Source organism: Pseudoalteromonas sp. SR41-4 (assembly GCF_014163985.1).
GTDB lineage: Bacteria > Pseudomonadota > Gammaproteobacteria > Enterobacterales > Alteromonadaceae > Pseudoalteromonas > Pseudoalteromonas rhizosphaerae.
Genome location: NZ_JACJEI010000002.1, coordinates 183,724 through 207,829, shown reverse-complemented (window position 1 = coordinate 207,829; position 24,106 = coordinate 183,724). Strand labels below are relative to the sequence as shown.

At 40.2% G+C, this 24,106-nt stretch carries 21 protein-coding genes; 9 read left to right on the top strand and 12 right to left on the bottom strand.

Going from position 1 to position 24,106, the window contains the following annotated elements; translation table 11 throughout:
- Nucleotides 1–101: 101 nt before the first annotated feature.
- The 4 genes from H5180_RS02560 to H5180_RS02545 form a co-directional block, all read right to left on the bottom strand.
- A complete protein-coding gene (locus tag H5180_RS02560; RefSeq protein WP_016707271.1) occupies nucleotides 102–560 on the bottom strand; it encodes an Lrp/AsnC family transcriptional regulator in 459 nt (152 codons plus the stop codon).
- An 89-nt stretch (nucleotides 561–649) separates the two neighbouring features.
- Nucleotides 650–1,291, bottom strand: coding sequence for an MBL fold metallo-hydrolase (locus H5180_RS02555; protein WP_145233146.1), 642 nt, complete (start codon nucleotides 1,289–1,291; stop codon nucleotides 650–652).
- A 3-nt stretch (nucleotides 1,292–1,294) separates the two neighbouring features.
- Nucleotides 1,295–3,097: a M14 family metallopeptidase gene (locus H5180_RS02550; RefSeq protein ID WP_182734250.1), complete on the bottom strand. Its 1,803-nt coding sequence runs from the start codon at nucleotides 3,095–3,097 to the stop codon at nucleotides 1,295–1,297.
- A gap of 185 nt (nucleotides 3,098–3,282) precedes the next feature.
- Nucleotides 3,283–5,190, bottom strand: coding sequence for a beta-ketoacyl synthase (locus H5180_RS02545; RefSeq protein ID WP_149982523.1), 1,908 nt, complete (start codon nucleotides 5,188–5,190; stop codon nucleotides 3,283–3,285).
- Between the two features lie 126 nt (nucleotides 5,191–5,316).
- On the opposite strand from H5180_RS02545, the gene H5180_RS02540 reads away from it, so the two are divergent.
- Nucleotides 5,317–6,327, top strand: a complete 1,011-nt coding sequence (locus H5180_RS02540) for a GlxA family transcriptional regulator (protein WP_149982524.1) — start codon at nucleotides 5,317–5,319, stop codon at nucleotides 6,325–6,327.
- Between the two features lie 93 nt (nucleotides 6,328–6,420).
- Here H5180_RS02540 and H5180_RS02535 read toward each other — a convergent pair whose 3' ends face one another.
- Nucleotides 6,421–7,239, bottom strand: coding sequence for an ABC transporter substrate-binding protein (locus H5180_RS02535; protein WP_182757612.1), 819 nt, complete (start codon nucleotides 7,237–7,239; stop codon nucleotides 6,421–6,423).
- A 359-nt stretch (nucleotides 7,240–7,598) separates the two neighbouring features.
- Between H5180_RS02535 and H5180_RS23495 the strand changes: the two genes are divergently transcribed.
- Together H5180_RS23495 and H5180_RS23490 are read left to right on the top strand one after the other, a co-directional pair.
- Nucleotides 7,599–8,117, top strand: a complete 519-nt coding sequence (locus H5180_RS23495; protein ID WP_259399524.1) for a GAF domain-containing protein — start codon at nucleotides 7,599–7,601, stop codon at nucleotides 8,115–8,117.
- Nucleotides 8,096–8,836: an EAL domain-containing protein gene (locus H5180_RS23490; protein ID WP_259399523.1), complete on the top strand. Its 741-nt coding sequence runs from the start codon at nucleotides 8,096–8,098 to the stop codon at nucleotides 8,834–8,836. Before H5180_RS23495 ends, H5180_RS23490 begins: the two co-directional genes overlap by 22 nt.
- 11 nt (nucleotides 8,837–8,847) lie before the next feature.
- On the opposite strand, the gene H5180_RS02525 is transcribed toward H5180_RS23490, so the two are convergent.
- The 6 genes from H5180_RS02525 to H5180_RS02500 form a co-directional block, all read right to left on the bottom strand.
- The gene (locus H5180_RS02525) at nucleotides 8,848–9,360 is read right to left on the bottom strand and encodes an MgtC/SapB family protein (protein WP_145233140.1); all 513 of its coding nucleotides are present in this window, start codon (nucleotides 9,358–9,360) and stop codon (nucleotides 8,848–8,850) included.
- A 14-nt stretch (nucleotides 9,361–9,374) separates the two neighbouring features.
- On the bottom strand, nucleotides 9,375–10,481 hold the full coding sequence (gene rimI, locus H5180_RS02520) for a ribosomal protein S18-alanine N-acetyltransferase (RefSeq protein WP_145233139.1): 1,107 nt from the start codon (nucleotides 10,479–10,481) through the stop codon (nucleotides 9,375–9,377).
- Complete coding sequence (locus tag H5180_RS02515; RefSeq protein ID WP_145233138.1) at nucleotides 10,481–11,875, bottom strand: RimK family protein; 1,395 nt, start codon at nucleotides 11,873–11,875, stop codon at nucleotides 10,481–10,483. The genes rimI and H5180_RS02515 overlap by 1 nt, the downstream gene beginning before the upstream one ends.
- Nucleotides 11,876–12,132: 257 nt before the next feature.
- Nucleotides 12,133–12,609, bottom strand: coding sequence for a GreA/GreB family elongation factor (locus tag H5180_RS02510; protein WP_182757611.1), 477 nt, complete (start codon nucleotides 12,607–12,609; stop codon nucleotides 12,133–12,135).
- A 205-nt stretch (nucleotides 12,610–12,814) separates the two neighbouring features.
- Nucleotides 12,815–13,483: a DUF2987 domain-containing protein gene (locus H5180_RS02505; protein WP_145233136.1), complete on the bottom strand. Its 669-nt coding sequence runs from the start codon at nucleotides 13,481–13,483 to the stop codon at nucleotides 12,815–12,817.
- Nucleotides 13,476–14,282, bottom strand: a complete 807-nt coding sequence (locus H5180_RS02500) for a glucosaminidase domain-containing protein (RefSeq protein WP_145233135.1) — start codon at nucleotides 14,280–14,282, stop codon at nucleotides 13,476–13,478. Before H5180_RS02500 ends, H5180_RS02505 begins: the two co-directional genes overlap by 8 nt.
- Nucleotides 14,283–14,458: 176 nt before the next feature.
- On the opposite strand from H5180_RS02500, the gene H5180_RS02495 reads away from it, so the two are divergent.
- Nucleotides 14,459–15,748 (top strand): anti-phage deoxyguanosine triphosphatase, encoded by a 1,290-nt coding sequence (locus tag H5180_RS02495; protein ID WP_145233134.1) that lies wholly within the window; start codon nucleotides 14,459–14,461, stop codon nucleotides 15,746–15,748.
- 85 nt (nucleotides 15,749–15,833) lie between these two features.
- On the opposite strand, the gene H5180_RS02490 is transcribed toward H5180_RS02495, so the two are convergent.
- On the bottom strand, nucleotides 15,834–17,996 hold the full coding sequence (locus tag H5180_RS02490) for a prolyl oligopeptidase family protein (protein ID WP_182757610.1): 2,163 nt from the start codon (nucleotides 17,994–17,996) through the stop codon (nucleotides 15,834–15,836).
- A 152-nt stretch (nucleotides 17,997–18,148) separates the two neighbouring features.
- Here H5180_RS02490 and H5180_RS02485 point away from each other — a divergent pair, with 152 nt between their 5' ends.
- The 5 genes from H5180_RS02485 (at nucleotide 18,149) to purB (ending at nucleotide 24,101) form a co-directional block, all read left to right on the top strand.
- Entirely contained in the window at nucleotides 18,149–18,460 is a 312-nt protein-coding gene (locus tag H5180_RS02485; RefSeq protein ID WP_145233132.1) for a DUF962 domain-containing protein, read from the top strand.
- 113 nt (nucleotides 18,461–18,573) lie between these two features.
- Nucleotides 18,574–20,421 (top strand): ABC transporter ATP-binding protein, encoded by a 1,848-nt coding sequence (locus H5180_RS02480; RefSeq protein ID WP_182734261.1) that lies wholly within the window; start codon nucleotides 18,574–18,576, stop codon nucleotides 20,419–20,421.
- A gap of 574 nt (nucleotides 20,422–20,995) precedes the next feature.
- Nucleotides 20,996–22,096, top strand: coding sequence for a tRNA 2-thiouridine(34) synthase MnmA (mnmA, locus tag H5180_RS02475; protein ID WP_145233130.1), 1,101 nt, complete (start codon nucleotides 20,996–20,998; stop codon nucleotides 22,094–22,096).
- A complete protein-coding gene (gene hflD, locus H5180_RS02470) occupies nucleotides 22,096–22,698 on the top strand; it encodes a high frequency lysogenization protein HflD (RefSeq protein WP_149982535.1) in 603 nt (200 codons plus the stop codon). The genes mnmA and hflD overlap by 1 nt, the downstream gene beginning before the upstream one ends.
- Before the next feature lie 32 nt (nucleotides 22,699–22,730).
- Nucleotides 22,731–24,101, top strand: a complete 1,371-nt coding sequence (purB, locus tag H5180_RS02465; RefSeq protein ID WP_145233128.1) for an adenylosuccinate lyase — start codon at nucleotides 22,731–22,733, stop codon at nucleotides 24,099–24,101.
- Nucleotides 24,102–24,106 lie beyond the last annotated feature (5 nt).

Sequence of the window (24,106 nt, the reverse complement as noted above, 5' to 3'; positions counted from 1 at the left end):
GATCAAAAAAGCGCTGAATTCTAACAAATTAAGCTAAGGTTAACAATTGCAGTAAGAGGAACATGCTAACGCCTTTATAGCGCTAGCATGATTAGATACGATTAAAGTGGCAGCGATGTACTGCGTTTGACACAAGTCATAGTGACATTTGAGTGAACTTCTTGAACAAATTCAAGATTCAATAAATTATCACGAACAAACTGTTCATAGCCTTCAATGCCTTTAGAAATGATCCGCAACATAAAGTCCATAGTGCCAGCCATACTGTAACATTCTGTTACTTCATCATAACTTAGGATAAGTCGTTCAAACTCAGCTAAATTTGTACGGCCATGATTTGATAAACGAACATGAGCGTACACTAGCATATCAAAGCCGAGCTTTTTCTCATCCAATAAGGCAACTTTGCCTTTGATGTAACCATCTTGCTCAAGCTTAGCAATACGACGCCAACAAGGTGATTGAGATAAACCGACTTTATCAGCAATATCAGCGGTCGAAAGACTTGCATCTTGCTGTAACAGTGCCAAAATTTGGCGGTCAACATGATTTAGAGACATTTTATTTCTTATTTATTTTACTAAATTGGTTAAATTATACATTGGTTTATAGGTTGAGTCTTGTACTTTTATGCATTTATTATGCGCAACTAACCAAATTTACCACTTATAAATGGATTCGATATGCGCTCAGTCAGCACTTTAGTGTCAGGTCCATGCCCAGATAGAATTCGCGTTTCATCAGGCAGTGTCAAAATTTGATTTTTAATCGAGTCAAGTAACTGCTGGGCATCCCCTTTAGGGAAGTCTGTACGCCCTACTGAGCCTTTAAAAATAACATCACCCACTATCACTAACTGATGTGTTGCTTCATAAAATACAATATGCCCAGGCGTGTGGCCCGGACAATGACGAATGTCAAATCGCAATTGACCCAATGTAAACGTATCACCATGACTTAACCAATGCTGAGGATGAAAAGGCGCAATTGGTGCAAAGCCAAACATTTGCGCTTGCATAGGTAATGCATCAAACCAAAACAATTCGTCTTTTTGTGGCCCGACAATATCAACAGAAAAATGCTCAGCAAGTACTTTTGCCGCACCGACATGATCAAGATGGCCATGGGTGAGTAAAATACACTGCAAGCTTAACTGATGCTTGGCAAGCTCAGTAATGATTTTATCAGCGTCGCCACCTGGGTCGATAACCGCTGCGTGGCGTGTTTGTTTACAAATAACCACTCGGCAATTTTGTGCAAAAGCGGTCACCGGTACGGTAATTATTTCCATATGTTAATTCTTTATTTGCGGTTTAGTGTCAAATGTCATCAGCACAGGATACTTTAAATAAGCTTGATCATAAAATGGCGTATGCTCATAGAGCCAGTTTAATCGTGCTTGTGCATCTTTAGCAAAAGCGGCATCCTCACGAATTTTTTTATCAAACTCAAGTGCAAGTGCCGGTTTATCTTTGAGCATATGGCGAGCATACGGCGCTAATGCATAGTTTTCCATGTACTCAGTACGTTGAAAAATCGTATTAAACTCACCCCACGCAAAAAATGAATCCGGTGCTTTGGGGTGTAAAAGATGGGCAACTAACTCACCGAAAGGTTGAGCAGTTTCAACTTTAGACCAACCGATCAGAGACTTTTCTGGTACATCGACAAAATCAAAATCTGCGTTTACTCGAAAGCGTCCTTCAAACGGCGCTTTATCAAATTCATGCTTTGTTACTACCGCGACTTTTAAATTAGTTACCAGCTCATCACTGCTCACGTTTTCTACTGTAATACCATGTAATTTGAGTTTTTCGACAATGTCTGGATACGCAGGTGGAATATAAAATGTACTTGGTACGGTGATCACGGTTTTTGCGTCCTTCTGCCAGTAAATAGGCAACGCATCATAGTGCTGTTTTTCGCCTAAATACTTTACTTCCATCTGGCCACTCAAGGCGCTTTTACTGCGCGAATATTTGATCCCTGCAAATGCGATAGTGTTTGGCTCTTTTGCATAACTGCGTTCAACAATAAGCTGGCTTGGCACAAAAGCTCGTTCTTTTTCAACCGCTTCGGTTAATTGATGATGATGTTGCGCCAATGCTGAAATAGCCCCATCTAAAAATACATAGGTGCCAAGTACACGTTGTTTATACGGTTTTAATGAATGATTTTCGACAAGAATTGTGGGTAACGATCTTAAATCCCCCCAACCATTCGAATAACGAGGCGTGGCAACCCAGCCCGCTAAGCCTTTTTTAAACTCGCGCTTATCCATTACAAATACCAGCGGCCCAGGTATATGGCCTTGCTCTTGTAATTTTGTGTCGATAATAGGTTTAAAATAATTATTGAGCGCATCTGACACACTTGGCGATTCACTGGCAAATACGGGGTTGTAACCGTAAGTTACATCGTATTGATAATCTGCACCGTCAGTCACATGCACATCGATATATAAATCTGGGTTAAACTGCTTGATCACCTTTAATACACCACGTACTTCCGGCGTATCTAGTTTGGTGAAATCACGATTTAAATTTAAATTATTAGCATTGGTTCTAAAGCCCATTTCAACTGGCCCACGCTGGTTTATGCGATTAAACTGACTACTACGCTCATGGCCATCAACATTTAAAATAGGAATAAATAAGATGTTCACTTGGCTTAAAATATCTCGACGTTTACCGGTTGCAATATCGCGTAGCAACATAAACATCGCATCTTTACCGTCAATTTCGCCGGCATGAATTCCCGCTTGAATAAAAATAGTCGGCTTGGCGTTTTGCATTAACTGCGAAGGTGTAAATGCGCCATCTTCGCTTGCTACCATCATGTTGATCGCACGGCCACTGGCACTATGTGCAATAGTTTGCACTTGGAATTGGGTAGGGTTTGCTGCAACAAGACGATCTACAAAAGCCATAGTTTGCTGATAATTTGGTGACTTTAGCCCTTCGCTTAGTTCGAAATCAGTGGTTAATGGGCCTTTTTGTTGTATCAGTGCCAAACTTTGACCTTGCCATGGCAACAATGGCGGTAAATGGCTATCTAATGTAACACTGGCACTTAACAATAATAAACTGGCGATCATAGGACTCTCAAACGTTGGCCTCTTTAATAGCTTGAAATTATAACAAGGATAAATGACAGATCGCGTAAACTGCGGTGATTCAACAAAAAAATGCAGCCAATGACAATTTAAAAACTTTATAGGGCTAATTTTCACGCATTAAAAAAGGCGCTATAAAAGCGCCTTGCCACTCAAGAATAATGTGCTTAAAACATATCTTGATAAGGATTCGTTTTACTAAATGCAATGGCTTTATCAAAACCGGGAATATGCATGTCGGTATCAGAAATGACAATTTCATCTTCATCAATCATGCCATCACCAAAGCGATAGATTAGCTCATATTGTCCTAAGTCAGCTTGTTGCTGATAATTAGTCTGAGCAGCTGTAACGGTTTGATTGCTCAATGCATATGCATCCATCACCGCACTACCATGGCGTTTTGCTAACATTTTCATGGTCACCATGGGTGACAAAACAGTGGCGGTGGCATTATTTCCGCCAAAGCCTTTTGAATTAATAAAAGCAATATCCATGTCTTCGCATTGATAATGCTCAGTACGAATATCTAAATACTGGTTATGCACATCCTTGGCCACTTTATCTATGGTGGTAATACCCGGCATAATATTATGTGCAAATACACCCAGCGCCATCGCTAATTGGTCGCCACTAGCTGGCGCAATTGTGTGCCCTACATACGCTTTTGGTGCTGCTACTTTCCAATTATCAATGGCAAACGTTTGTGCCACCTTATGATAAATTAATGACTCTGTTACGCGGTTTTGCGGTGTGCTTGAACCATGCGCTAAAATAAAGCTACGTTGTTGTAATGCTTCTTTACCTAATAAGCTCGTGGCTAATGCCGCCGACTTCGCCATGGTTATATAATTACCCGGTCCCGGTGATGTAATTGATTTTTTAACGCCATCAGCATTTACAAATACATCAGGCACGCAGCCTAGAATGTCTGCCCCCAACTCCAGTGCTAACGCATCATCCATTAGAATCGCTACTTGTGCGCCTTCACCTAAAGTAAAGCCACAATTTTCGCCAAATGGGCGGCTACTTTTACGATAATCAGGCTCATCATCATTGCTTAAGTTATCCAAGCGGCGTAAACCTTCAATATTCGCCAGCGCACTCATATTACCAAAGCCTTCAACAACTTCAGGGGTAATTGCGCATTCAACACTTGCCACAATAGCAACACGTGTACGCCCTGCTTGTATATCGTTTACTGCAGCGCGCAAGTTATATAAAAATGTTGCACACGCGCCTGAAGTTGAAAACGTAGTGCCTACATTGCCCGTCACATAGGCATTAATAAAATCGGTCGACATTGTATTTAAGCCAAGCGCTAACTGCTTGGTGCTGACGCGATCACCTTGCTGGCGCGCTTTTACTAAACCACCTAAGCCCTTGTCATCCATTTGACCAATAACCGACGCTGAATAAGTGCCAATTTTATCAGGCTCAACACTATTCATAATGTGTTGCCAATCGAGTCCGGTTGATTTAATCGCGTCAGTAGCAGCAAATATAGTGGCTTGTAAACCACGTGGCTGGTAGCGACTGTTGTACATAATAGACGGATCAAACCCTGTTGGTAGTTGCCCAGCCGATTTAATCGGATTATCGCGAGTAGAATCATGTTTAATATCAAACTGAGCCGCAATGGTTACTTTTACTTTTTTATTTTCAAGCTCTTCTACTTGCCAACTTGTAGGGACCGGCGAAGGTAAATCTTTACGACGTGTTTCAAACACAATAGCGCTTTCATCTGACGCGGTTAACGTCATTTTTTGCTGCCACGGTGTTGCATCGACATCAAAATGCTCTTTTTCAATTTTACGAATTAACGTACCGGCAATAATTTGCTCACCAAAGCGTGCTTCTATGTCGCTTTGCTCAACAGTATTGCCTTGTAAATCTTGCAGTTGCCCATTCACAAGACTCACTAAATTCATTAACGTGGCGAGGCCTAAAAATGTTTCTTGGCGGGCTTGAGTATCTAAGTTATTTAACACGATACGACGATAACCTTGATGAAAAGAAGTACGGCCTGCGGCGTTAATTCCACCCATGCCGATAATAACGGGTAATGCTGTCATAATTTACCTTGAGAAAACGTGTTATAGGAGAAGCTTGCAGTTTAGATGGATTTAATTATCAACATTGTGCTTAAATAGCCAAATAATGAGCCTATGAGGCCAAATCAAACTGGTCGGAGCAATTAAATGGACAACAACTTGGTACTTAGCCCTTTGCAAATAAGTATTTTGGTATACCAGCACTTATTGATCACCAGTGTCACCTTGCCAATTGAAATGCTCAGAGCCGGTGAGGCGTACGCCAAAGGGCATATAAACAGCGGAACTTTTCGGCCATTAACGATTAATTTAATCGCTGAGGACAGCGAACCTATCAAAAATCGCAGCGGCTTAGCAATATTACCGGATCACACTTACGGCACAGCACCTTACAGTGACTTGATTATTGTGCCCGGTATTTGGCGCAATCCTCGCCCTGTTGTCAGAGCAAACTCTGGGTTAGTTCAGTGGCTTGCCAGCAGCTGGCAAACGGGTAGCTCAATCATTGGCGTGGGTACTGGCAATTGCTTAGTCGCTGAAGCTAAGTTATTAAATGGTCACCCCGCTACCACTCATTGGCATTATGCAGAACAATTTAAACGCGACTACCCACAAGTGCTGCTCAAGCCTGATTTTTTTATCACTCAATCTGAGCGCTTATACAGTGTGGCAAGTCTAAATGCCTTAGCAGATGTGATCGTGCATATTATTAGCCAATACTACGGACAGGCCGCCGCTCAGCATGTTGAGCGCAACTTTTCTCACGAAATTAGGAAACCTTACGAAGATCAGCGCTACCTTGAAGGCGCCGTTGATCGGCATCCAGATGAACTCATCGCGCAAATTCAATTTTGGTTAAAAAACAACTTAACCACAGAACAAAGTTTAACAGAGGTCGCTCAACTATTTAGTTTGAGTTACCGCTCTTTTACCCGCCGTTTTCGCATTGCGACCAACCAAAGCCCCATTGAATATTGGCAGCAATTACGCGTACAAACAGCCAAAGAGCTACTTGCATCATCTAACTTATCAATTCAGGAGGTTGCTTTAGAGGTGGGTTACAATGATCAAGGTCATTTAACCCGCGTGTTTAAGAAAGTGCTCTCGCAAACGCCTAGCGAGTATCGAAAAGTGGTTAGAAGAAAGTTATTTGGTTAATAAGTTGGCGGGGTGTTATTTTTAAACAGTTAAACCTTTAGATAGCAAAATATACAGTGCGGGTTAAACATGAGTATCGACGTTTAACGCGTATCATTTATCATCGCTGTCGATTTGAGTACGCCTTTCAAATACTAACTTTAATGCTGCGTCCATTTCTTTAATAAAGTCATCCTTAAATGGAAATTTTTCTGATGGTGCTTTCAAATAACCAATGTGAGCAGTTCGCTTGAAAATAATTCTGTCTTGTTGAAGTTGACTCAAATCAACAAAAGGATGGCTTTTCTTAAGTGCTTTAATGCCTGATAAAATGGCCCACTTATCGTTGATATAACAGTCGATTCTATTTTTAGCCAGCTTCAAAATATTTGATAATGTATCTTTATTTTCCCATATTTTTATTTTGTTTTGCTCCATGGCAGTGTTCAATGCTTGATCGAATAAGAGATACCCTGCATTGATACCAACATTAATCGGCTTTAATGGATATTCTATATTTTCAATCTTGAGTAAGCTTGAGTTTGGATTACAAAAAGCTTGTATTACTTCTTCATGCAGCGGCTCTGAGTAAGGCCAAATAAAACTGCGCCCTTGCACATTTTTATAAGGAGGTAGTAAGGCAAAGTCCTCTCCTCGTCTAAGTGCGTCAACACCGCGCTTCCAAGGTACTGGTTGCAACTCTATAATATATTTTTCACTGATCAAATCGGCAGCTTGACGAACTACATCAACATATAAGCCCACTAACTCACCGTCTTTAAGGTAAGAATATGGGGGATAACTATCATCGACTAATATCACAACACGATAGCTTGGTTTGGCCACTACCTGTATTGTAAAAAAGAAAGCAAACAGCAGAAATACAATTCTTTTCGGCCCATTCCACTGTATTATTTGCCAACTCGATTCCATTAAACAACACCTAAATAATCACTGGTTATTAGCGTAGTCAGATTCATATTTTTTACAAATCTTACCATCCCCAAATATTATACCTACTGAAACGCTAAAATAACAAAAGCATAAGGCTTACTCTTATTATTACGATAAACGTACGACAAGGACCATCTAAGTGCCGGACTTTCTAGGCCATTAACGACCGATTTAATCGCGCAGGACTGCAAATCTATAAACGAGCTAGTCCCTCCCTGAATTATAGATAGAGAAAACTGAACTAAGCAGCAAATAAAATCAAACGCTAATTAGACGTTTATATCTATATAAATTATAGTAATAGCATTAAAAGTGCTAAAAAATCACATGGAGGCGCCATGACGGCAAATTTTAGCGATGTGCTTTTGGATCAAAAAGATAATTCGTCAATCGATGCTAAATTGACAAATTTGCTGGGATTAGTGCGCAAACATTTAAATATGGATGTTGCTTTTATTTCAGAGTTTATTAACGATGAACGCGTTTTCAAAGTTGTCGATAATCCATCAGTAAATAAAACGGTTAAAGTGGGCAATTCCGATCCTATTAATGAAACATATTGCCATAAAATCACTGAGAAACAGCTTAGCCCTATTATTACCAATTCAAAAATAAATCCAATTACTCAAATAATGCCAGTAACCGACAAGTTAAACATAGGCGCTTATATTGGTGTGCCTATCAATCTTTCAAATGGTAAATTATATGGTACGTTTTGTTGTTACAAATCGCATCATGATGAAAGCTTAAACGAGCGGGACTTGTCTTTTTTAAACATGATCTCTGAAATTGCAACTGGATTAATTGAAAAAAACCTGCATAACACTGCATTGCATTGCATTGCCAAACCAAATTAGCAATTGATGAGGTTATTGCAAGCAACAGTATAAGTATTTATTTTCAGCCTATTTTTAATCTATTTAGTAATGAAATTGCGGGCTTTGAATCACTGTCACGCTTTTTTACCAAACCTTATAAAACACCTGATCTCTGGTTTAAAGAGGCAACAGATGTGGGCCTAGGTGAATCTCTGGAAATGCTGGCGATAAAAAACAGCCTCGCCTATATTGCGCAATTTAATGACACCACTTATATCGCCATTAATTGTTCACCATCCCATATACTCTCGGGTGCACTTGAATATACTCTGCAAGGAGCCGATTGTTCAAGGTTGGTATTAGAAATAACTGAACATTCACCAATATCAGACTATACAGTAATGCGAGCTGCATTAGCGCCACTGCGAAAAAAAGGGCTACGTTTGGCTATTGATGATGTAGGTGCTGGCTTTTCGTCGTTTCAACATATTTTAGAACTGGAAGCCGACATTATTAAATTAGATATCAGCCTTACTCAAAATATAAATAAAGACAATCGTAAGTTTTTACTGGCCAAGGCACTGTGTGGCTTTGCTAAAGCAATAGACTGTTCGATTGTTGCCGAAGGCATTGAAACGCAAGCAGAGCTTAACGCATTAAGAAAACTAAATGTTGATAATGTGCAAGGTTACTTTATTGGCCGCCCAGCTCCTATTGAAGATGCATTGAGCTATCAAAGCATGACTTTATCAACATAAAAACGCCACTCTTAGTGGCGTTCTGATTCGTTAATTTCTTTTCGATAGTATCGTTTGTGATAACTTTTAACTTTAGCGTGTACACCTTTACTTAAGCTTTTAAACTTAGCTTCAAGGACATCTACACCATATAAAATACCCACCACTAAAATGGATAGTTTAATAGCTGCCAATAAATTATCGGTTGCAATCACTACACCAATAGATGCCAAAACCCAGATAGTTGCCGCAGATGTTACCCCAACCACAGCGCCATCTTTAGCGAGCATCACTCCAGCACCTAAAAAGCCGATGCCAGTAATAATTTGACCAACCACGCGCGAGTGGTCAATCACATCACCATGGAGCATAAACGCCGTGGCTAAAAACAAATAAGTACCTAATATAATCAGTACTGAGGTTCTTATTCCTACTGGTTTGCCCCGTAACTGGCGTTCCATACCAATCAAAGCACCACAAAATGCAGCACTGCCTATTGCCGACCACGAATAGGGGGCGATATCTACTAATTCAAAAAAAGTCACTCAAAATCCTAAAATTACTGCATGTGTATAGCCAGTGCCGTACTCAAACGAGAACTACCGAAACTGGCCATTTTTAAAAAGTCACTCTTAGCGATGGGTACGTGTTGACAATCAATCGCCAGCTGTTTATCGCTTTCACAAAAAGGGTCATGGACATATAGACAATGCTCATCTAAATGCGTTACACACACCCAATGCGGTGACTTTTTACCATCAAAGCGATACGTACTGATCAATAGCACCACGGCCATTTTGGCTGCTAACCAGCGCTCTATGTGCTCAAGGGTTAAGTCTTGATACTTCACATCTAGTTTGTGATTAATTGCCTCAACCACAAATTGATTATGAACCGTGTGTAAAATTGCTTTCTTCTTATCACTTCTTACGCCATCAACAAACAATGTATCACGTGTATTAATAATCACATCGGCTGTAAAACCGCGTTTATTGGCAGCTAAAGCAAGTCCTAATGGATGACAACCACCATGACCAGAGGTCATAAAAATAGTGGTTGCTTCACGCCAAATATCAAGCTCATTCACTTGTGAAATAATCGCTTTTTTTATTGATGACATTGCCATTAATAATGCCGCTGGCCCGCAAGTAAATTCGGTTGTTTGCTGATACCAAGGCGTTTCACGCGAAAACTCAAGCTCATTGGTTTTACGAATGTTTTTTTGCATCCGCAAGGCATCACTATGATCATCATAATAGTCACTGTATTGCCCAAATACCCGATAGCCAAGCTTTTCATAAAGTGCGATTGCAGCTTTATTATTTACCGCCACTTCAAGACGCATAAATAACCGTCCGCGTTCAGCCGTTGCTCTTTCTAGTGCTTTCAAAAGCTGCTGAGCAACGCCTTTTCCTTGTGCATTTGGTGCAACTGCTAGCGAATATAAACGTGCTAAACGAGTGCCTTTATGGCACCACACTAAGCCATAGCCGAGTAACTGTTGTTCTGACTCTGCAACCATTAAAATACCATGCTTGGCTGCAATCCAGCGCTTAAAGCTACGCGCACTTAATCTATCTTGATTAAAACTTTGCTGCTCTATCTCAAGTAACGCTTTTAAATCGCTATCTGTGGCAGCGCGAACTGCCACACTATGCTCGGTCATTAACTTCGACCTCGTGCTTCGAGGCGTTGTTTAAATTCTTCCATAATGATCATATAAAGTTCATCACCTAAGTAACCATCTTCTACTTTATGGTCAATACTTGGGTTATCGTTTACTTCAAGCACATATGCACGGCCTTGGTGTTCTTTAACATCCACACCATAGAGCCCTTTACCCACAGTTTTACATGCTTTTAATGCCGCATCTAAAACTGCTTTTGGCAACTCAAAAGTAGGCAGTGTTTCAAAACCACCAGAGAAAAACCGTTTTGCATCATGATTATAAATTTGCCAATGATTACGCGCCATTAAATAACGGCATGCATAGATAGCACGACCATTTAAAACTCCTACTCGCCAATCGTATTCTGTGTACATATATTCTTGGGCTAGAACTAAAGCGCTAAATTCAAATAACTCAGCCAATTTTGCTGCCAGCTCATTGCGATCAGTTACTTTGTAGACACCTTTTGAAAACGACCCTTCAGGCATTTTAAGCACTAATGGGTAAGTAAATGCCTCTTCAAGCTGACTGATGGTTTCATCACTTTGATCAGCTACTACCAAGGTTTTTAAGCTCGGTACTTTTTGATAATTAAACGCATCATGTAAATACACTTTATTACAACAGCGTAAAATAGACTCAGCATCATCAATCACCACTAACCCTAGGCTCTGCGCCTTACTTGCCAGACGGTAAGTTGGGTGGTCAATTGCAGTTGTTTGGCGAATAAATAGCGCATCAAACTGAGCGATATTATCTATTTCTTCAAAACTGAGCGCTTGAGCATAGATACCATGTTTAGCTGCCGCTTTAATAAAACGGGCTATTGCATCTTTATCGCTTGGTGGCACTTTTTCATTGTGATCAACTAAAATAGCCATATCCCAGCGGTAACGTTTTTGCGAACTGCTTATACGCCACTGTGTTTGCGTAAACTCAGTTAATTTAGCAACAAAGTCTTGATGCTGCTGAGTATTAAGCGACGCCAATGAACCTTGCTGTAACAGCCCGGCTTCATCTACAAATAAAATAGGCGCTGGATATTGTTTAAATACCGCTTTTGCTGCTTTGTTTTGTAGTTCATTTACTGCATGCCCAAAGTATAAGGCATCATCGAGATGGCCAACATTAAGCATCAAAGTTTGGCCATTACGTAGCGCATTAATCGTTTTTACGCTTGGCAATACTTGATGTTTACGTGCCTCAGCAAGTAATGAGCAATAATAGCCTTTACTCAAGTATTGGCTTGAGTCGCATAGATTAATAATGCGCGTTTTTGGCTCATTATGCTTTGGATAATCTCGTAAGTAGGTATTGAAGGTAATTACGTTTTCGAATGAGTGAGCAAGTGCCTGCTCGTTGTTATCAACCACAATCAAGGTTTTAAACACGACTTTTCCTAAAATAAGTCAAAATACAAATGTAAGAGTGAATATAAATAGAAACACCCATACTGCTAAGTCATCGTTGTGCAACACGTGTACTTAACAGGATGGGTGCTTTAGATTCAGCTACTGCTTAATCTACAGGTGATTTATAAAGGGTTTTTCGCTACCTTTCCAACGAGTAATTTTTAGCGTTAAGATAAGTAAATTTAATCAACCACAGTAAGATCAAAAAAAGCTGGTTAAAGCTCCTTTCAGCATCACTAACTTATTGAAATAATTTCTAATAACGTGGATTTATTCGCTATTGTAAAACTAAACTCATCACCTTGTTGCTTATCCATCAGTAATTGACCTAATGGTGACAGTGGTGTGAGAACATACACTGTAGTGTCTTTTATTTTAATGCTTAAACCACCAGAAAGTGGCCCTAAAAAATACCATTTTAGATTTTCGTCTTCATCGCAGATACAGACCAGCGAACCAATGGAAACTTTACTTGATACAGCGATTTTAAATGCCTTTTCAAACTCGATAATACTCAAATGGCAGTCATTCACACGCTGTGCTTGCCCTTGCGCTAAATAGGCAGCTTCTAGGCCTAATGTATCGTATTTATTTTCAGCAATATTTTCTTCATGAGTGGCGGTGTCATGGGCTGTCTTTGCAGCAGCCTGCGCGGTACTAAGTTGCGCCTCTAAAGCAAAACGCAGGCATTCAATCACATGGGTTTTATTCATATCTAAGGAATTATTTTAAATCTATAATGACTGTATTTTAACGTGCTTTGGGCTGCGTGTAACTCAATTGGCTAAAAACAAGGTTATTCATAGGCATTGATTAGTAAATATGGAAGGATATTTTTTAATTACTCTTGATTACTCTTGATTAGTAATAATATAAATCAAGCGCTGCTGTTAACAGCGCTTACTCAACTGTTTTTTACTACTTAGCAATCCATGGCGTTACTTTTAGTAATGGCACCGGCACAGTAAATGCTGTTTTATCGTCTTCCCACTGCTCAGTAACACTGACATGACAAATTGCTCCTTGGCAATCAAAAGCAGGATCGGCAATCGTCACTGGCTCTGCAAAAGTCAGCACCACACCTTGTTGTTCAGGCAATAAAAAGCTCATCAGTTTGCTAACAAAAAATCCCGACAGATCCGATAATAATTCATCAAACTCATCATTAAGCTGATACAACTGGTGTTTATTTAAATTACTATTATTGAACTCACGCGCCTCAATTTGCAGTTTTAACTGGCAATCATGGTTTTCATTTTGAGGCTCGATAACCACCACAGCTTTATTTGTATCAAGTTGTTTATCAAAAGGAAGTAAAAGCTGAGCATGCTCAGTATAATTAAGTGAAAATTCCTCTCGCTCAGTAATAATGCGCCCGGTTTTAATTAAACATTCGTCATTACTGGCAATGTCGGTGATGTAAAAATTGACCTGAGCAAATTGAAAATCACCTTTATTGACGACTTTTAAACGATCATAAAAGCCATCATAGGAAACCACAAACTCTTTTGCTTGCACAGTAAACGTTGCTATTAGTACAACGGCTAATGCCATAATATGACTGATACTACGTACTGGGTTATTCATCAAAGTAAGCTCTATTTTGGTTGATCATTTGATTTAATTCTTCGATATACGCTTCACCACGCTCGGAATAGGAGATTAATCCGTAACTTAGCTTAGTCGCTGAAATTGGCTTTTCTTGTAAACGCAAATCGGCGCGGATACTACGTAACTCTTTATAAGCTGCATGGGTATTAATATTTTTAAAATAAGAAGTCACGGCTGCTCGCACAGATTTAAATGCCGCCACTTCATGGTCTGCACCAGTATTACGACGATTAGGCACCATACCGCAGCCTTTGCTATAACACCACTGACCAAAAAAGTTTAATCCTATTCGAGCAAATCGAGACGTTCCCCATGCTGATTCGTTTGCCGCTTGCATCAGCGCTAGCTCTTTAGGAATAATATCAACTCGACGTAATGCCTGACGCAAAGACAAACTATCAATCGTTTCTGGTAATTTATAGCTGTTTAAAATCGTTTTAACTTGCTTAGTTTGCGTGCGACTTAATGGCTCATCGTATTGCACCATCATCAATGCAATCTCCAGCGTTGCCCGTTGCTGCAGGATTTTTTTATTTTCAGCCTCAACATGCGGCCGAATAAAGTTAAAAAAAGCATGTTTTTTTTCTTTTACATCACTAAAGCCGTTAAAATCAGGAAGCTTAACGTTATGTAATGGCTTTTCTTTCTTTTTGACTGGTGGCTTGATTAAGGCTGTTTCGCCCTCAATAGTTGAATTCGACCTTTCTATAAATGGGTAACTCAATGCCCAAATAAAAAATAGGCTAACGATTAAACGAAATAGATACTTAAGCATGTATTCTCTCAAAAAAACTAATGTTTATGCATGGTATATCCACACGCATCTGACCATTCATTATACCTAAGCACTCCAATAAAGGCGAATATACCCATTTGAAGGATTTATAATCTATAAAAATCGGCTACAATTAAGCGCATAAAAACGCTAAAGAAGTTACCGGATACCCATTAATGAAATTAGACTGGCAAAGCCGCATAATAAATCAAAACAAGTTTCGCCCTAATGACAATCGCTCAGCGTGGCAAGTAGACCGCTCCCGGATAATCCATGCAGCTGCATTTAGACGTTTACAAGCTAAAACTCAGATAATGGGGATTGGCCTAAATGATTTTCATCGTACACGATTAACCCATTCTTTAGAGGTATCGCAAATTGGCAGTGGTTTACTTCGTCATTTAGAGAAACAACACCCTGACTTCACACATTTTCCCGACCCTAGTTTGCTTGAGACGCTTTGTTTGGCCCATGATATAGGCCATCCTCCTTATGGTCATGGCGGTGAAATTGCCCTTAACTACATGATGCGTGAACATGGTGGTTTTGAAGGCAATGCACAAACACTGCGCATTGTTTCAAGACTTGAACCATACAGTGATGGTCATGGTATGAACTTAACGCGCCGTACTTTGCTTGGCTTTATAAAATACCCGGCTTTTATTGATGACTTGTGGCACACCATCCCACATCATGATCCGCAACGTGCATTTATAAAAGCTGACGACTGGCGCCCAGCAAAAGGTTTATACAAGGATGATAAAGCGACCTTTGACTGGATTGTAGCGCCTTTATCTGACGCTGATAAACAACGCTTAGGCGATTTTAAGGCCGTCGATGAGTTTAGATCTAAAACCAGTTTTAAATCCCTTGATGCGGCCATTATGGAACTTGCCGACGATATCGCTTATGCCGTACATGACCTTGAAGACGCAATTGCAACAGAGCAAATCACCCTAAAAGAGTGGCAAAATCATGCCTTACCCGCACTTGAGCTTGTGCAATGTGAGTGGCTTAGCGACAGTAACTTAACCGAGCGGCTATTTTTAGGTAGCGAAGCACAACGTAAAGATGTGATTGGGGAATTAGTAAACTTATTTATTACTCAATCATCCATTGTGCACACAGAACTTGAGTTTGAAAATCCAATTTTAAATTACACCGTTGAATTACCGCACAGTTATCAGCATTTACTTGAGACGTTAAAGTCATTTATTTATCAACGACTCATTCGTGCTTCACATATGCAGCAAATTGAGTTTAAAGGACAAAAATTAATTATTGAATTATTTGAAGCATTTGCCTGCGAACCATTACGACTATTACCTGAAACCACAGCAAATGTGTTTCGCCTAGCACAACAACAAAATGGTAATACACACAGAGTAATTTGTGATTATTTAAGTGGTATGACTGACGAATATGCGTTTAAAACACACCAACGCCTTTTTTCAAGTAATAGCTAATTAATACTCTTGCGTTGCAAAGTCCCACTGCGCAACCTTAAAAACACCGAAACAATCGCTTCGGTGTTTTATTTATATTATTCAATTACAGTGATTTGATACCCATGTTATAAAGGGTGAAACCGTAAATATCTGCATATTGATCAATAATTTTACTGGTTGGTGTACCTGCACCATGACCCGCATTAGTTTCAATACGGATAAGGTATGGATTGTTCCCTGCACCTTTGGCTTGTAGCTCCGCTGCAAACTTATAAGAGTGAGCTGGCACCACACGGTCATCGTGATCGCCTGTGGTGATCAAGGTCGCTGGGTATTTAACCCCAGCTTTTACATTATGAACTGGCGAGTAGCCTTTTAAGTAATCAAACATTTCTTTACTTTGCTCACTCGTACCATAGTCATATGCCCAGCCAGCTCCGGCGGTAAAAGTGTGATACCGTAACATATCAAGTACGCCTACTGCAGGTAGTGCGACTTTAAATAACTCAGGGCGCTGAGTCATGACCGCGCCAACTAATAAACCGCCATTTGAACCACCGCGAACGGCTAGGTAATCACTTGATGTGTATTTCTCTGCGTTTAAATACTCAGCAGCAGCTATAAAATCATCAAATACATTTTGCTTTTTAAGTTGTGTACCCGCATCATGCCACTGTTTACCGTATTCACCGCCACCACGAATATTAGCCACGGCGTAGACACCCCCTTGCTCAAGCCAAGCAGCAATGGTTGAACTAAAGCTTGGCGTCATGCTGGCATTAAAACCGCCATAACCATATAGAATAGTTGGGTTAGTACCATCACGTTTTAAATCTTTTCTATAGGAGATGATCATCGGTACTTTAGTGCCATCTTTGGAACTATAAAATACTTGTTCAGAAGTATATGCCGCAGAATCAAACTGCGCCCCAGATTTACGGTAAACGTCTGAGTTACCAGTATTTACATCAAACGCATAGGTATTGCCCGGCGTTGTGTAATTAGCGAATGAATAATAAAGCGTACTACTTTCTTTTTTACCACTGAAACCACGAGCGGTACCCACACCGGGTAAACTAATTTCACGAACTAACTTGCCAGCTTTGTCATATTGTTGCACTTTAGAAATGGCATCAACCATGTATTTTGCAAAAAAGAAATCCCCCCCTTTAGACATACTCAATACATTATCTGTTTCTGGGATCAAATCTTGCCAATACTCAACAGTTGGGTTTGCGGCGTCTACCGTCACTACTTTCTTATTCGGCGCATTTAAGTTTGTTACTAAAAATAACTTACTGCCGTCGTTATCTAAAACGTAAGTGTCTGAATCTGTATTATCAAGCACTGTGACAAGTTTGCTGTCTGGCTTGGTTAAATCTTTAATAAACAGTTTATTACCAGATGTTGAAACACTAGCAGAAATCAATAAGTAGCGATTATCACGCGTTACCGAGGCACCAATATAGCGATGTTTTTGTTCCTCAGAGCCACCATATATAAGTTCATCGGTTGTTTGTGCAGTTCCTAATTTATGGTAATACACTTTGTGTTGATCAGTTTTTGCCGAGAGTTCACTGCCTTTAGGTTTATCGTAGCTTGAGTAATAAAAACCATCGTTGCCAACCCAAGCAATACCACTGAACTTTATATCGATTAATGCACTTTCAATTTGCTCTTTACTTTGCGTATCAATAATAATGACTTTACGCCAATCACTGCCACCTTCAGAGATCTGATAAGCTGCTAGCGAACCATCTTCAGAGAAAGTCAGACCAGACATTGAAGTTGTACCATCTTCGCTAAACTTATTTGGATCGAGGAAAACCTCTGCTTCGCCCTTGCCTTTTCTACGATAAAGTACATATTGGTTCTGTAGGCCATCATTTTTATAAAAGTAGGTGTATTCACCTTCAGTAAATGGAGCCGTTACTTTTTCGTAATTCATTAGCTTTTCAAGGCTGGCTTTTAATTTATCCCGGTACGGGATATTTTCAAGATATGAAAAAGTCAGTTCATTTTGTGTTTTAACCCACTTAGCCGTATCACTGCTCATATCATCTTCTAACCAACGGTATGGATCAGCCACTTTCTCGTCAAAGTACTGATCAACCACAGTCCCTTTTTTTGTTTCTGGGTAAGTGATAGATTGGTTAGCAGTTATCGGTGCTGCTGCATTATTTTGATTGTTTGTTGATATTGATGTCGATTCAGAACAACCCCAAAGCGCAACTAACACCGCGCAAGTAATGGCTTTTTTTAACATGATTATGATCTTTTAATTATTTGTTAGACTCATAACGGTATAAATTTGTCTTAAGTATGTCTAGTAGTATGAGATCAAAGCGCCTAATATCTGTAAAGAAATGTAAAACTAAATATTTAAAACCAGTCAATAGCATTAACAAGATATGTGATATGAAAAATACACCAGAATTTACTAGCTTTAAAAAGTTTTACCCATACTACTTACAAGAACATAAAAATATTACCTGCAAACGGTTACATTTTTTTGGTAGCTCTTTGGTGCTTATTATCGTTTTGTATGTGCTGTATAGCCAACAATTTATGCTGTTGTGGTTGCTACCCATTATTGGTTATGGTTTTGCCTGGGTTGGTCATTTCTTCTTTGAGAAAAACCGCCCTGCTACGTTCAAATACCCGTTTTATAGCTTATGGGCAGACTGGGTGATGTTTAAAGATATGCTGATTGGCAAAATAAAATGGTAGTCACTGTTGTTTTGTAATAACCGACAAACAAGCAAAAAGATCACTATGCAAACCTGTTTTTGTCGCTTTTCAGTGATATAGTTAACGCCATTTTTGCTATTCAAGATATTAAAATGTATCGATTATTTGAGCGGATGATCAAGCCGTTTCCCGAACAAAAGCCAACCCAGCCTCCTGCGACGCTATTTGCATTTTGTCGTCACTACACTAAAGGTATGGAAGTCTCGCTATTTTTTATGTCGCTAAGCGCAGCATTGCTCGCGATTTTAGAAGTATCACTGTTTAGCTATATGGGCCAGCTTGTTGATTGGCTAAGTATCTACACCCCTGAAACATTATTTGTTGAGCAAAAATCTGAACTCATAAAAATGGCGATAGTGCTACTTGTTGTCCTACCTATCGTGGTGTTTTTTCATTCTGCGATATTGCACCAAGCCTTGTTAGGTAATTACCCGATGTCAATTCGTTGGTTAGCACATCGCTATTTGCTTCGCCAAAGTGTGAGCTTTTACCAAAATGAATTTGCAGGGCGCATCGCCACCAAAGTAATGCAAACATCCCTCGCGGTGCGTGAAACCGTGATGAAACTACTTGATGTATTAATGTATATCGTGGTTTATTTTGGCGCTATGGTGTTTTTAGTAGCCGAAGCCGATTGGCGCTTAATGCTTCCTTTGCTTGTATGGTTAGCTCTGTATATTTTGATCCAAATGTACTATGTACCTAAGCTCAAAAAAGTGGCTAGCTCGCAAGCAGACGCTCGCTCTGAGATGACCGGCCGAATAGTCGACAGTTACACTAATATTTCGACTATTAAATTGTTCTCATATACCCAACGTGAAGAGCAGTACGCAAAAGACAGCATGGATGTTTTTTTACAACCTGTGTATAAGCAAATGCGCTTAGTTACCAGTTTAAATTTTGCCATTCAAACGCTTAACTACTTTTTAGTATTTAGTGTTGCGGCATTATCTTTGTATTTATGGACTCTGAGCGCCATTAGTGCCGGCGCAATTGCAATTGCGGTAAGCTTAGCACTGCGTTTAAATGGCATGGCACAGTGGATCATGTGGGAAATTAGTGGCTTGTTTGAAAACATCGGCACTGTCGCTGATGGTATGAAAACGTTATCAAACCCAATTGAAGTCGATGATCTGCCTGATGCCAGCACATTAAGTGTAACCACAGGTGCAATTGACTTTAATAATGTGCATTTTAACTACGGTAAAGCCGCAAACGAAACGAATCGCGGCGCTGTTATCAATGGCTTAAATCTCAACATCAAGGCCGGAGAGAAAATAGGTCTTGTTGGTCGCTCTGGCGCTGGTAAGTCAACACTCGTTAATTTGTTGCTACGTTTTTACGATATTGATAGCGGTAGTATCAACATCGACGGCCAAGATATCTCAAAAGTGAGTCAAGAAAGCCTGCGTAAGTACATTGCGATGGTTACCCAAGATACTTCTTTACTGCATCGGACAGTCAAAGAAAATATCCTTTATGGCCGCCCAGATGCCAGCGATGAAGAAATGATGAAAGCGGCTAAACAAGCCAAAGCGCTAGAGTTTATTGATGACCTTGAAGATAGCAAAGGCAACAAAGGTTTTGCAGCCCAAGTGGGTGAGCGCGGCGTAAAACTCTCAGGAGGTCAACGCCAACGTATCGCCATTGCTCGGGTGCTGCTGAAAAACGCCCCGATATTAATTTTAGATGAAGCCACCAGCGCGCTCGATTCTGAAGTTGAAGCGGCTATTCAAGCTAGTCTTGATGATTTAATGACCGGTAAAACCGTCATTGCCATCGCGCATCGACTATCCACTATTGCACAAATGGACCGGCTCATCGTACTTGATGAGGGCGGCATTGTAGAGCAAGGTAGCCATGAAGAACTGCTGGCACAAAATGGTATTTATGCCGCGTTGTGGACACACCAAACCGGTGGGTTTATTGGTGTAGAATAATTTTTACCTAGCCATAACGCCCTAGTTAAGTTTCAAAATCCAAGCGCTGTTTTTTGAAACTTAACCAGCCAAGTGTCATTACAAAAAACTTCATCGTTTTTAATACAACTTAAAAACCACACCTTCCCTGCCAATTTGGCTACGAAACTGTTCCCTACAAAACTCATATCTTGGGTGGCTTGGCTGTCTATATACCCAAACCACCTCAAGATGCGAGCGTCGTTGGAATTAAAAGCGATTTAGTAAAGGCATTGATTGCAAGTAATAGTGGTTCTATTGTTAAAATCAATAACGCAGTATAAATCGCTTTTAAACCAACCCGTTGGGCGTTTCACAGGCACTTACTCTCAGCGTTGTTACTTATTAAAAGGGACTGCCATTGTTGCAAAGTAACGCCTTGATATTAAGCACCTGTGAAACGCTGAATTCTGCATCTTGAGGTGGTTTGGGTATACTGCTATAATCGCGGCCTTTCATAGCCTGCGTAATTTGTCAGAGTGTCTCCTTTTAGCTCTATAATACGCGTATGCGCTAGTAGTTTAAATGACAGCAACCTGTATAAGCGAAATTATCCATGAGCGAAAATAGTCACATTAAAGTCATCGTTGGCATGTCCGGCGGTGTTGATTCTTCTGTATCAGCTTATTTATTAAAACAACAAGGCTATCAAGTTGAAGGCCTGTTTATGAAAAACTGGGAAGAAGATGATAATGATGAATATTGCGCTGCTGCCGACGATTTAAAAGACGCGCAAGCAGTCTGTGACAAGCTGGGGATTGAACTACACACAGTTAATTTTGCCGCAGAATATTGGGATAACGTATTTGAGTACTTTCTTGCTGAATATAAAGCAGGCCGTACGCCAAATCCTGACATCATGTGTAATAAAGAAATCAAATTCAAAGCTTTTTTAGAATTTGCAGCAACGGCGCTTGGCGCTGACTTTATAGCCACGGGCCATTATGTACGCCGTGAATTACGCGATGATAAATACGTTATGTGTCGTGGTCTTGATGATAACAAAGATCAAAGCTACTTTTTATACACATTAAGTCATGAACATATTGCACAAACGCTGTTCCCAGTTGGTGATATTGCCAAACCTGAAGTGCGCCGCATTGCTGAAGAACAAGACTTAATTACCCACGATAAAAAAGACAGTACCGGTATTTGCTTTATCGGTGAGCGTAAGTTTAAAGACTTCCTACAAAAATTCTTACCTGCACAACCGGGTGTTATTGAAGACACAGACGGTAACAACGTTGGTGAACACGAAGGCTTGATGTATCACACTCTCGGTCAACGTAAAGGTTTGCTAATTGGTGGCATGAAAGAAGGCTCTGGCGAACCATGGTATGTAGTAGATAAAGACTTAGAACGCAACGTATTGATTGTTGGTCAAGGTAAAGACCATCCGCGTCTTTACAGCAATGGACTAAATGCCAACCAATTACACTGGGTTGATCGTGTTGGGCCAAAAGGTACCACCCGCTGCACAGTAAAAACTCGCTACCGTCAAGAAGACCTAAACTGTACGCTGCTCGTTGGCGATGATGGTTTTGCCCGAGTATTATTTGATGAACCACAAAAAGCAGTAACCCCAGGACAATCTGCGGTATTTTATGCCAACGAAATATGTTTAGGTGGCGGTATTATTGATTCGGTGATCAAATAATGAATGAACACCAAGTCATGGCATTAGCAGCCATGTGCCAAGTTGCTAAACAAGTTCAAAAAATAGCGCAGTACGGCAGTAGCAACGATTACGAATTAGAAAAACTATTAACCAGTATTGTACAAACCTCCCCTGATTCACCCAGTGATGTGTATCAAGGCACTGAGAATCTAAGAGATGGTTATAAAATCTTACTTGATCAACTCAGTGCAGGTGAAAAGAAAGATGTTGAAATCGTCAAATACGTTGGCGGTTTAATGCAACTTGAGCGTGCACTGAGCGCAAAAGCAAGTAGCTTAGCAGAGCTTGGTAAAAGCATTGATGATATCAAGCGACGTCTTGATCACTTTGCTATTACTGATGACACTGTTATTACGGCTCTTGCCGATATTTATTCAAAGGTGCTTAGCCCCCTAGGGCACCGAATTCAGGTTTATGGCAAGCCTGACTTACTAAAACAGCAATTAGTACAACACAAAATACGTGCATTATTATTAGCAGGTATTCGCAGTGCAGTATTATGGCGACAAATGGGCGGTAAACGCCGTCACTTTTTCTTTGCGAAAAGAAGAATTATCGCCATTGCTAAAAACCATATTTAATTATCGTTCAAAACTAAAATTTAGGAGTTATTATGGAGCTTTCAGCGTTAACAGCTATCTCTCCGGTGGATGGTCGCTACGGCAGCAAAACCACTGAACTACGCAGTATTTTCAGCGAATTTGGCTTGATAAAATACCGTGTAACAGTCGAAGTTCGTTGGTTACAAGCCCTTGCAGCAGCTGATGCGATCAAAGAAGTACCGGCATTTAGCGACGAAGCCAATGCTTTACTTAACGCGATTGTTGATAACTTCAGCGAAGCCGATGCGCAACGTGTAAAAGATATCGAGCGTACTACAAACCACGATGTTAAAGCCGTTGAATACTTATTAAAAGAAAAAGTAGCTGACAACGCCGAGTTACATGCAATTAATGAATTTATTCACTTTGCATGTACATCAGAAGACATCAATAACCTGTCTCACGGTTTAATGCTCACTGAAGCACGTAACGAAGTATTACTTCCTTACTGTGATCAACTACTTAATGCAATTAAAGAAAAAGCCATTGAGTACAAAGCAGTACCAATGATGACACGTACTCACGGTCAACCTGCAACACCTTCAACTATGGGCAAAGAATTTGCCAACGTATATATGCGTTTAAAGCGTCAACGTGACCAAATTGCACAAGTTGAAATGCTAGGTAAAATCAACGGTGCTGTAGGTAACTACAATGCTCACCTCAGTGCCTACCCTGATTACGATTGGCACAATCATGCTGAGCAATTTGTAACTAGCCTAGGGTTAACATTCAACCCATTTACAACGCAAATTGAACCGCATGACTACATTGCCGAGTTATTTGATGCGATTGCTCGCTTTAACACTATCTTATTAGATTTTGACCGTGATGCATGGGGCTATATAGCGCTAAATCACTTTAAACAAAAAACCATTGCGGGTGAAATTGGTTCATCAACTATGCCACATAAAGTTAACCCGATTGATTTTGAAAACTCAGAAGGTAACTTAGGTCTAGCAAATGCTATTTTCGCTCATCTAGCGCAAAAGCTGCCGGTATCTCGCTGGCAACGTGACCTTACTGACTCAACAGTACTGCGTAACTTAGGTGTTGGTATGGGTTATGCGCTAATTGCATACCAGTCAACCCTAAAAGGTGTAAGCAAGTTAGAAGTAAACGAGCAACGATTACTTGACGAGTTGGATCAGAACTGGGAACTGCTAGCAGAGCCAATTCAGACGGTAATGCGTAAATACGGCATCGAAAAACCATACGAAAAGCTAAAAGATTTAACCCGTGGTAAACGTGTAAATCAAGAGATCATGGCTGACTTCATCGATGGTTTAGAGTTACCGGAAGAAGCAAAAGTAGAAATGAAAAAACTAACACCGGCTAACTATATTGGTCGTGCTGTCGAGTTTATCGACAACCTAGTTTAAGCTTT